Source organism: Calothrix anomala FACHB-343 (genome assembly GCF_014696435.1).
GTDB classification, from domain to species: Bacteria; Cyanobacteriota; Cyanobacteriia; order Cyanobacteriales; family Nostocaceae; genus Aulosira; species Aulosira anomala_A.
Map to the genome: position 1 here is coordinate 166,598 of NZ_JACJQG010000008.1, position 10,069 is coordinate 176,666.

Annotated in this window: 6 protein-coding genes; 3 read left to right on the top strand and 3 right to left on the bottom strand. The window is 38.9% G+C overall.

The genetic code is table 11. The annotated features are described in order from the left end of the window. Positions 1 to 383: 383 nt before the first annotated feature. Positions 384 to 896, bottom strand: a complete 513-nt coding sequence (locus H6G08_RS38485) for a WD40 repeat domain-containing protein (protein ID WP_313941415.1) — start codon at positions 894 to 896, stop codon at positions 384 to 386. Between the two features lie 3 nt (positions 897 to 899). After that, entirely contained in the window at positions 900 to 2,453 is a 1,554-nt protein-coding gene (locus tag H6G08_RS06500; RefSeq protein WP_313941402.1) for a protein kinase domain-containing protein, read from the bottom strand. A 105-nt stretch (positions 2,454 to 2,558) separates the two neighbouring features. Between H6G08_RS06500 and H6G08_RS06505 the strand changes: the two genes are divergently transcribed. Next, on the top strand, positions 2,559 to 3,299 hold the full coding sequence (locus tag H6G08_RS06505; protein ID WP_190539771.1) for a Uma2 family endonuclease: 741 nt from the start codon (positions 2,559 to 2,561) through the stop codon (positions 3,297 to 3,299). Positions 3,300 to 3,534: 235 nt separating this feature from the next. On the opposite strand, the gene H6G08_RS06510 is transcribed toward H6G08_RS06505, so the two are convergent. Continuing rightward, positions 3,535 to 4,407, bottom strand: a complete 873-nt coding sequence (locus H6G08_RS06510) for an HIT family protein (RefSeq protein WP_190539772.1) — start codon at positions 4,405 to 4,407, stop codon at positions 3,535 to 3,537. A 236-nt stretch (positions 4,408 to 4,643) separates the two neighbouring features. On the opposite strand from H6G08_RS06510, the gene H6G08_RS06515 reads away from it, so the two are divergent. Continuing rightward, positions 4,644 to 8,384: a HEAT repeat domain-containing protein gene (locus H6G08_RS06515; protein ID WP_190539775.1), complete on the top strand. Its 3,741-nt coding sequence runs from the start codon at positions 4,644 to 4,646 to the stop codon at positions 8,382 to 8,384. A gap of 651 nt (positions 8,385 to 9,035) precedes the next feature. Beyond that, positions 9,036 to 9,512: a hypothetical protein gene (locus H6G08_RS06520; protein ID WP_190539777.1), complete on the top strand. Its 477-nt coding sequence runs from the start codon at positions 9,036 to 9,038 to the stop codon at positions 9,510 to 9,512. Positions 9,513 to 10,069 lie beyond the last annotated feature (557 nt).

Here is a 10,069-nt window from a genome sequence, read left to right on the forward strand (position 1 = left end):
TTGCGCCACCTTTGGGTAAATATAAACCATTAACTGGTGTCAGCAATATATATTTATTAATAGTTAAGAGTTACCTAGATTTCTCAGAGACTCGGTAGATGCTGGGTAATTCATCTTGTCTTGGTAATGGAGCGAAAAAGGCGATCGCTACCAGTAAATTTCCCAGACTAGCAATTGTCGCCTTTGCTTCTCACAACTACTTATAAATTTAGTACATCTATCTAGAGATAGATTTTAGAGCATGGGGCATTGGGTATTGGGCAAAAGTCAAATAAAATTCTTAATTCTTAATTTTGAATTTTGCGGAAAGTCTGAGCGGAGGTTTCCTCCGATCAGAACTTTCCAAGAGAGAATTTTGAATTTTGAATTGTTTGTCCCCTTCCCTAATGCGATCGCCAAATTTTAATCGTCCTGTCGCTACTACCACTAATGACACTCTGTCCATCTGGGGTAATTACTACACTATTTACTGCACTTCTATGCCCAGTTAGAGTATTTTTAATTGCTCCAGTTTTAAGATTCCAGATTTTAATGCGATCGTCCCAACTACCACTCACTAAAGTCTCACTATTTGAACTAATTGCTAAAGTACTAACTGGATAAAAATGTTCGGTAAGCGTATTAGTTAATTTTCCAGTTATTAAATTCCAAATTTTAATCGTATCATCTGAACTACCACTGACTAAAGTTTCATTATTAGGGCTAATCGCCACACTCATCACTGATTCTTTATGTCCGGTGAGAGTATTCTTTAATTGTCCATTTTCTAGATTCCAAATCTTGATAGTATTATCAGCGCTACCACTAGCTAAAGTTTGCCCATCAGAGCTAATAGCAACAGCCATCACAGATTTTGTATGTCCAGTGAGGGTATTTTTTAGCTTTCCAGTTTCCAGATTTCAAATCTGGATTGTATTACCTCCAGCACTAACTAAAGTTTCACGATCTGGTGTGATTGCAACATAATTTACTGCATCTTTACTCTTTAGTAGAGTAGTTTTTAATGTCCCCTCTGGTAAATTCCAAATCTGGATATTACCATCTTTACTGCCACTAAATAAAGTTTTTCCATCACGGCTAATAGCAACAGAATTAACCGCGTCTAAATTTTTGCTAAGAGTAGTTTTTAAATCTCCAGATCCTAACTTCCAAATTTTAATTTTATTATCTGCCCCTCCACTAATTAAAGTTTGTCCATCAGCAGTAATTGCTAGGGAATTAACCGAGCCATCATGAGCATCTAAGGTATTAGCTAATGCTAATTTTTCCGCCTCAATTTTTTTATTTACAATAGGTTGACTTAATTGCAAAACACCATATCCTCCCAAACCCAGAATTAAGATAGCACCACTTACCAGCAAAGGTAATTTTAATTGCTGTTTTGGTTTTGCTAAGTCTACTACTGTTGATGGCGGAGGTTGATAGTCTAATTTTGTTGGTAATTCTGTTGATGAATTTGATGATGGAATTTGATAATTTACCGTCGGTACTAATTCCGGTGATGGTGGTGAGGCTAACTGCGGATAAGCAACTGTATCAGGAATTTGTGAATGAGATTCGATATCATTGATATCTTGTAAAACTTCCTCTGCTGATTGATAACGTTCCTGATAATTCAGTTGCAGCAACTTATCCAAAATCATCGCTAATTTGTGACTAATTGGTAGCGATAAATACTGTCGCCAATTAGCAACCCAACCATATCCTTGTTGCTTCCATAATTCCCAAGGTGCAACACCAGTTAATAAATGAAAGCAAGTAGTACCTATACTATATAAATCGCTAGCTGGATATACTTGTCCATCTTGCATTTGTTCTGGAGGCGCATAACCAAAAGAGCCGATAGTTGTGCCTGGTTGAGTAATTACCGTCTCACTCAATTGTTTTGATGCACCAAAATCAATGAGTACAATATCACCATGATTTTTAGAAGGTAATTTACGCCGGATAATATTCGGCGGCTTAATATCTCTATGAATTACCTTTTGCTCGTGAACTGTTTGCAGAATAGTTAATAAATTGATCAGTAAATCCCAAATCTTTTGCTCGTTAAAATTACCCTGTTGTTTTAATTCATCAAATAAATTATCTCCATCAATAAACTGCTGCACTAAATACAATCGATTATCTTGCTCAAAATATGCTAACAGTGTAGGAATTTGGGGATGTTCTCCTAAAAATTGCAGTCGCCTTGCTTCTTGCTCAAATAATTCCGTTGCTTTTTGTAGCGCACCAGCACCCTGTATTTGGGGAGCAAATTGCTTAATTACACATAGTTCATTAAACTTTTCTACATCTTCTGCTAAATAAGTTTTGCCAAATCCGCCACTACCTAATACCCGAATTGGACGATAATGGCGCAATACAATTAAGGGAACACCACAGTGAGAACAAAACTCTGTTCCATCAGCATGGGGTGGATTATGACAAGAAGAATTGAGGCAACATATCATAAAGAAATGTTTATCAGTAAATAGAGTAGCGATCGCATAATGATTAATTGCTGTCAGTAACCCCAGAAATCGCTATAATTCTGGTGAGTTTTGGGGAAAGCCGCCATGTTAAACTACAATCTGCCTCGGTACTTGCCCTCAGCCGAAGAACTACCAGACTCTGACGACACACCTGTGGATAATGAACTACAAGAATTAATACCAGGATTACTGAAGGCAATTCTGCTGATACTTTGGGCAGATAGAATGGATTGGTTTTTTGGGGTAGACATGGGTATATATTATCACCCCGATGAACCTGCAATTGTGCCCGATGGGTTTCTGAGTTTAGGTGTAGAGAGGTTTTACGATGAAGAATTGCGTCCCAGTTATGTATTGTGGGATGAGAATGTTATACCTAGTTTGGTGTTAGAAGTAGTTTCCCAAAATTATCGTAAAGAATACACAGCTAAATTAGATCAATATGCCAAATTAGGCGTACTGTACTATGTAATTTATTCTTCTCGCCGTCGTCGTAAACCGCGCCTAGAAGTATATAAGTTAGTTAATGGTAAATATGAATTGCAATCAGGAAACCCAGTTTGGTTACCAGAAATTGGCTTAGGAATTGGTTGCGAACGCGGAAATTATAGCGGTGTTACTAGAGAATGGCTCTATTGGTACGACGCAGACGGTAAACGCTATCCCACCCCAAAAGAACAAATTCAACAAGAAGTACAACGCGCACAGCAAGAAGCTCAACGCGCACAGCAAGCAGAGCAACGCGCACAACAAGCAGAGCAACGCGCTCAACTATTGGCGGAACAATTAAGAGCGTTAGGAATCGATCCCGATAGTCTCGGTTAAATATCATCAAGTAATACCAATTTTAAAAAAGAATGCAACAGATTGTAGGGGCATTGGCACTGCCATGCCCTCTACAATATATGGATATAAAAGACTCTCACCCTGAGCGAAGTCTCTGTTCTTGACTTACTTAGTTTCCAGAAAATAAATTATCCAATTTCGAGAGAAGATATTCTTATTTTTTCCCCCTGCTCCCTGCTCCCTGCCCCCTTGCCAGAAAAGCGATAGTATATTTTCAGTTGGAAATTCCTGACTTATTCCTCTGCGGGATCGCATTTCGCATTCCACCTTTAGCGCCGACAGTATCACCTTTGTAGCGAGGGATAATATGAATACTGGCGTGCATCATATTTTGTCCGGCTGCTCGATTAATATTCATTCCCACATTAAAACCATCTGGTGCAAATTCTTGTTGCAGAATTTCTTGAACTTTGTTTGCCATGAGCCAGCAAGCAGATTGTTCTTTAAACGGTAGCTCAAAATAGTTGCTAACATGGCGTTTAGGAATGACTAAAACATGACCTTTACTGATAGGATAGCCATCAAAAATTGCATAAGCTGTTGCTGATTCTGTTAATAATGTGAGATGTTTATAAGGATTGCAGAATATACAGTTATGAGATGAATTGCGTTGATAATTATAATGAGTATATTCATAAAACTCTCGCATATCATCCAAATAAATAGAATGAAACGGGAGTTTAACTACACATTGATAGGTAGGTTTTTTATGGATATAATGCTCCCGGAAACCTTCTTTTTTAATATCCCTTCTAACTGCATAATAAGCTTTACCTCCTGGCTTGAGTAGATGAGAGACTTCCATCAAGACATTGGCTTGTTCTTCAAGAAATAAAACATTTAATACATAAAAGCAGATAATAGTATCAAATTTTTCTTGAGGATATTCAGGAGAATAATAAGGATCGTAACCTGTAATATCAAATCCTTTTTGACGTAAAATTTTCACATCATTACCAAAGCCACAACCAAAATCAAGGATTTTACCTTGCAACAGATTTTGATTTAATAAAAACTGTGCCGGGAATGAAAGGTTATTTCTTTCTATAGCTGTGAGATGGCTGAATTGATTTTTTGGCAATTTCATGGAATTTCGGTGCTGATGTGCTACTCCGCCTTTAGGTAGATTTTTGGTAAAGCGGGGTAGCTTATTATTCCCGTTATTCCTTTATGCGATCGCATCCGGATCGACATCTAACCCACGTAACCTAGCAGCTAACTTTTCAGCGCGTTGGCGTTCTTGTTTTTAAATTATCGTAAAATCTGCAATGCTTCCTGAGACTGATGTATATACTCGTAGTCAAAATATCAATAGACACGAGTATGCTGATTGAATGGTTCACTACCTGGGTAGCTGGTAAAGCATTTGGATTTCTCGTCAAAACCATTATCAGCGAAGACTTTGCCAAAGATTTAGTCAAAGACTGCGCTAAAGACTTTTTTAAATTTATCTTTCACTCTGCTGTAACTGTCCCTTTTCAGCAAGAACCACTGCAAAAAGCTGAAGTCATGGCGCTGACGGAATTTTTGCAACTGATGCAGCAGGATTTAGAATATCATGCACTTGATGAAGATGAAATTAAAAACTATATTCAGCCCATCAAGCAATTTCTCAAGCATCCCCAAGTTAGAGAAATATTAGGCAATGCTTTTGAGTATAACTGTCAAGCTATCAACACCAATAAATTAGCAGAAATTTGGTATCAACTTAATGCTTCATCTCCCTTACCAGATGATTTTAATTGGAACCTGCTGAGTAAGAAATATATCAAGAAAGTTAAAGAAATAATTTTAGAAGTTCCTGAACTAAGAGCAATCCTTGATTCTCATAATTTAGATACAATTCGCGAGAACACTACACAGATTGCCGGGATTATTCCTGATTTTGATTTAGAACGCTATCAAGAAGGAATTCGAGAAAGTTACGGTCATCTCAAGTTAGATAGCTTTGATACTAGTGGTTACGCTTATAACGAACTAAAATTATGGCGCATATTTATCGAGCAAAATGTCCGGGAAGTTGAACAAGTTTTACCCGCAGTTTACGAACTACCCAAAGAACATCTCAGACGATTAAAAGAAACTAACCAATTAGAAACAGAAGTCGCAACAGAAGAATTAGAAAAGCATAAACGTGTTTATTTAGAACAACCAATACGTCCAGTATTAGATATAGTCAATGAAAAGCAAAAGTATAAATATGTTGTGATTTTGGGCGATCCTGGTTCAGGTAAGTCTACATTGTTGCAATATCTGGCTTTAAATTGGGCAGAGTCGCCACTGAATAATATTATCTCCTTACCGATTCCTTTATTAATTGAGTTACGCACTTATATGCGACGGCGAGATGAAAAGGAATGCCATAATTTTCTTGAATTTTTCCATAAATGTAGCGGTGCAATTTCTCACCTCAATCAACATCAACTGCACGCACAGCTTAAGGCTGGTAAAGCTTTGGTGATGTTTGATGGTTTAGATGAAGTTTTTGAGCCTGGTAAGCGAGAGGATGTAATTACAGATATTCATCGCTTTACTAATGAATATCCTCAAGTCCAGGTAATTGTCACTTCCCGCGTCATTGGCTATAAACCGCAACGGTTAAAGAATGCTGAGTTTCATCACTTCATGTTGCAAGATTTAGACTCAGCACAAATTCAGAATTTTATTCAGCGTTGGCATGATTTAACTTTTAGCGATGCAGCAGATAAAGTCAGAAAACGGGAGCGACTGCAAAGAGGAATTGAGAATTCTAAGGCTATTAAAGAATTAGCAGGAAATCCCTTATTGTTGACAATGATGGCAATTCTCAATCGTAATCAGGAATTACCCAGAGATAGAGCCGAACTTTATAACCAAGCATCGCGGGTATTGTTACATCAATGGGATGTAGAACGTGCATTACTAGAAGATAAAAGAATAGATCCTAAAACTATTGATTATAAAGATAAGCAAGCAATGCTGCGTCAAGTTGCTTATTTTATGCAAACTAGCGACAAAGGTTTAGCAGGTAATTTAATTAGTGCAAGTAATTTAGAGAAGATTTTGACTGACTATCTCAAAACTATAGAAGTCAGTCAAGCCAGAGAAGCTGCGAGGGTAATGATTAATCAACTGCGGACTCGCAATTTTATGTTATGTTTCTTGGGTGCAGATTACTACGCTTTTGTACATCGAACCTTCTTAGAATATTTCTGTGCTTGGGAGTTTGTCTGGCAGTTTAAAGAAACGCAAACGTTAACAATTGAGCAACTTAAGAATGAAGTTTTTGGTAAACACTGGCAAGATGAAACTTGGCATGAGGTATTACTGCTAATTGCAGGAATGATTGAGCCGAAATTTGTTGGTGAAATTATTGAATATTTAATGCTGCAAGATGGGGACGAGGAAAAGTTTGTCAATTTATTTCTAGCAGCTAAGTGCCTTGCAGAGGTGAGAAATAGCTCGTTAATTGCGTCAATAGCCAATGAATTACTGAACAAGATAAAAGCTTTAATTAGTTATGACCTCTGGTACTATTACGTACCCTATTACGATGAAGAAGAAACTCAGTTAGTTCAGAAGATTCGCACTCAAGCAGTTGCAGCAGTCGCAACGACTTGGCAAGAATCTCTCGATATCAAAACCTGGCTCAAAGACCGCGCTACCCAAGATGATGATAACTATGTGCGACTTACAGCGATCGCACAATTAGCCGATCACTTCCGAGATGACTCCGACACCAAAACCTGGCTCAAACACCACGCTACCCAGGATGATAATTGGGTTGTGCGACTTACAGCGATCGAACAATTAGCCGAACACTTCCGAGATGACCCGGACACCAAAACCATCCTCAAACACCGCGCTACCCAGGATGATGATAACTTTGTGCGACGTACAGCGATCGCACAATTAGCCCAGCACTTCCCAGATGATCCCGACACTAAAACCTTCCTCAAAGACCGCGCTACCCAGGATGATGATAACTATGTGCGATTTGTAGCCATCCAACAATTAGCCGAGAAATTCAAAGATGACCCGGACACCAAAACCATCCTCAAACACTGCGCTACCCAGGATGATGATAACTATGTGCGAGGTGAAGCCATCCAACAATTAGCCGAGCACTTTAAAGATGACCTGGACACCAAAACCTTCCTCAAAGACCGCGCTACCCAGGATGATGATAACTATGTGCGACGTACCGCGATCACACAATTAGCCCAGCACTTCAAAGATGACCCCAACACCAAAACCATCCTCAAAGACCGCGCTACCCAGGATGATAATTGGGATGTGCAAGGTAGAGCGATCGCACAATTAGCCCAGCACTTTAAAGATGACCCCGACACCAAAACCATCCTCAAACACCGCGCTACCCAGGATGATCATTACAATGTGCGAGGTACAGCGATCGCACAATTAGCCGAGAAATTCAAAGATGACCCGGACACCAAAACCATCCTCAAAGACCGCGCTACCCAGGATAATAATAACTATGTGCGAGGTACAGCGATCGCACAATTAGCCCAGCACTTTAAAGATGACCCCGACACCAAAACCATCCTCAAAGACCGCACTACCCAGGATGATCATTACTCTGTGCGAGGTGCAGCGATCGCACAATTAGCCGAGAACTTCCAAAATGACCCCGATACCAAAACCTTCCTCAAATACCGCGCTACCCAGGATAATTTTTTCGATGTGCGAGGTACAGCGATCACACAATTAGCCCAGCACTTCAAAGATGACCCCAACACCACAACCATCCTCAAAGACCGCGCTACCCAGGATGATGATAACTATGTGCGACGTACAGCGATCCAACAATTAGCTAAACATTTTAAATATCAACTTGAGTTATTTGAAATTTACTACCACTGCGCTGCTAATGACTTGTTTCAGGATAGCCATAATCCTCCGTCTAACCCAAATCCTCGGTACATTGCCCTTGACATAATTATCAAGCAGTTTCCTCAACATCCTCAGACTTTACCACTGTTACAGGACAAAGCCAAAAATGACCCAGATGAGAAAGTGCGGGAGTTTGCTCAGAAAAAGTTGAAGCAGTTAGAAGTCATTTAAGCTAATATCAATTCTCTGTAAACTGGCACTTAATAATTACTTCTTTTCTCTTGGCGTACTTGGCGTACTTGGCGGTTCATTAAATAAATAATAAGTGCATCATTATAGCGAATTGGTATGAGACTATGCTGAATTTTTAACCCTGCAAAATTAATTAAAGCTACAGATGTAGTGGTTTATCGCATTAATTTTGTTGCTTTACTAGATCCCCGACTTCTTCAAGAAGTCGGGGATCTGACCACCGCCAATTTATTGCATTTGTCGTATTCTTTTTTAAATTGGGATAGTAATTAATTACAGTCATTACAAATAAAGCAAAGCAATAGCCAAATCGTTGTAATTGCTTAACTTCACCTCATACTATTTGCAATGACATCTTACCGCAGATTGCAAGTTGCTGAGATACAGATAATTGTAAGGGCATGGCAGTACCATACCCCGAAGTGCGTACTTCATTTACCTGATATACGCTGTATCAATAAAAAATCTACTCTTTGTATCTGTTTAGACCCTAACCAAGCCTGACGACTAAACAACAAACATCAATTTCTGCCAAAATAGCCGCAAAATGTTCAATTAGCCAAAACAGTGGGAATTATATACTGAGCAAACAATGCTACCAAGCTCATATAACTACCAAAGGAATTGGCAATGCCCTATCAAAATATTACTGCAACCGTTTCCCCAGAAGACATCCAAGAAATTAAAGCAGCACTACAAACCATCCAAAAAAAGCTACCCTTTCTCATTACCCTAAGTACAGAAGAACGGCGCAAATTATACAAAATGGGTGATAAAAGCTTCGCCTTTGTCAACAATAGCGTCAGTGCGGCGCAATCTAACCGGGAGATTCTCCCAGCCAGCTTTAACGTTGAGGAATTGGTGCAAGATTATCAATTAGCCACTACACTCACCGAACTTTTAATCTCAATGCGCCAACTCACCGAGCAAGTAGATGATACCCTGTTAGCCGTTGGTAGTGAAGCTATGACTAGCAGTTTAACGGTGTATGATTACGTCAAAACTGCTGCGAAAAAAACACCAGGCTTAAAAACTCTAGCAGAACAGTTAGGTGAACGCTTTAAAGCTCTCAAAGGTAGACCAACTAAAGCTGCATCTGGTAATTAATAAATTAATACTGCTAACCGAGGCTTGGAACTTCATTAACCAGCCTCAGATACTCGTTAATCAGTCTTTGATACTCGTTAATCAGTCTTTGATACTCATTAATCAGTCTTTGATACTCGTTAATCAGTCTTTGATACTCGTTAATCAGTTTTTGATACTCGTTAATCAGTCTTTGATACTCATTAACCAGTCTTTGATACTCATTAATCAGTCTTTGATACTCATTAATCAGTCTTTGATACTCATTAATCAGTCTTTGATACTCATTAATCAGTCTTTGATACTCGTTAAGCAGCCAAGGTTTTTCGGTGTTGGGTTTCGTTCCTCAACCCAACCTACGTCTGAATTCACCAGTCTTTGATACTCGTTAAGCAGCCAAGTTTTTCGGTGTTGGGTTTCGTTCCTCAACCCAACCTACGTCTCAATTAACCAGTCTTTGATACTCGTTAAGGGACTTCCAGAGAATAAAATATACAGTAATTAAAATGATAATCATTTTAAGTGTGAGAAAGCAGTTGCCGATAACAATCGCTTTCTCACCCCAATAAATTGTTAAT

Excerpts from the sequence above, each read along its gene's own strand:
- H6G08_RS06520 (WP_190539777.1), top strand. The coding sequence starts at position 9,036 with ATGCCCTATCAAAATATTACTGCAACCGTTTCCCCAGAAGACATCCAA.
- H6G08_RS06515 (WP_190539775.1), top strand. The coding sequence starts at position 4,644 with ATGCTGATTGAATGGTTCACTACCTGGGTAGCTGGTAAAGCATTTGGA.
- H6G08_RS06510 (WP_190539772.1), bottom strand. The coding sequence starts at position 4,407 with ATGAAATTGCCAAAAAATCAATTCAGCCATCTCACAGCTATAGAAAGA.
- H6G08_RS06500 (WP_313941402.1), bottom strand. The coding sequence starts at position 2,453 with ATGATATGTTGCCTCAATTCTTCTTGTCATAATCCACCCCATGCTGAT.
- H6G08_RS06505 (WP_190539771.1), top strand. The coding sequence starts at position 2,559 with ATGTTAAACTACAATCTGCCTCGGTACTTGCCCTCAGCCGAAGAACTA.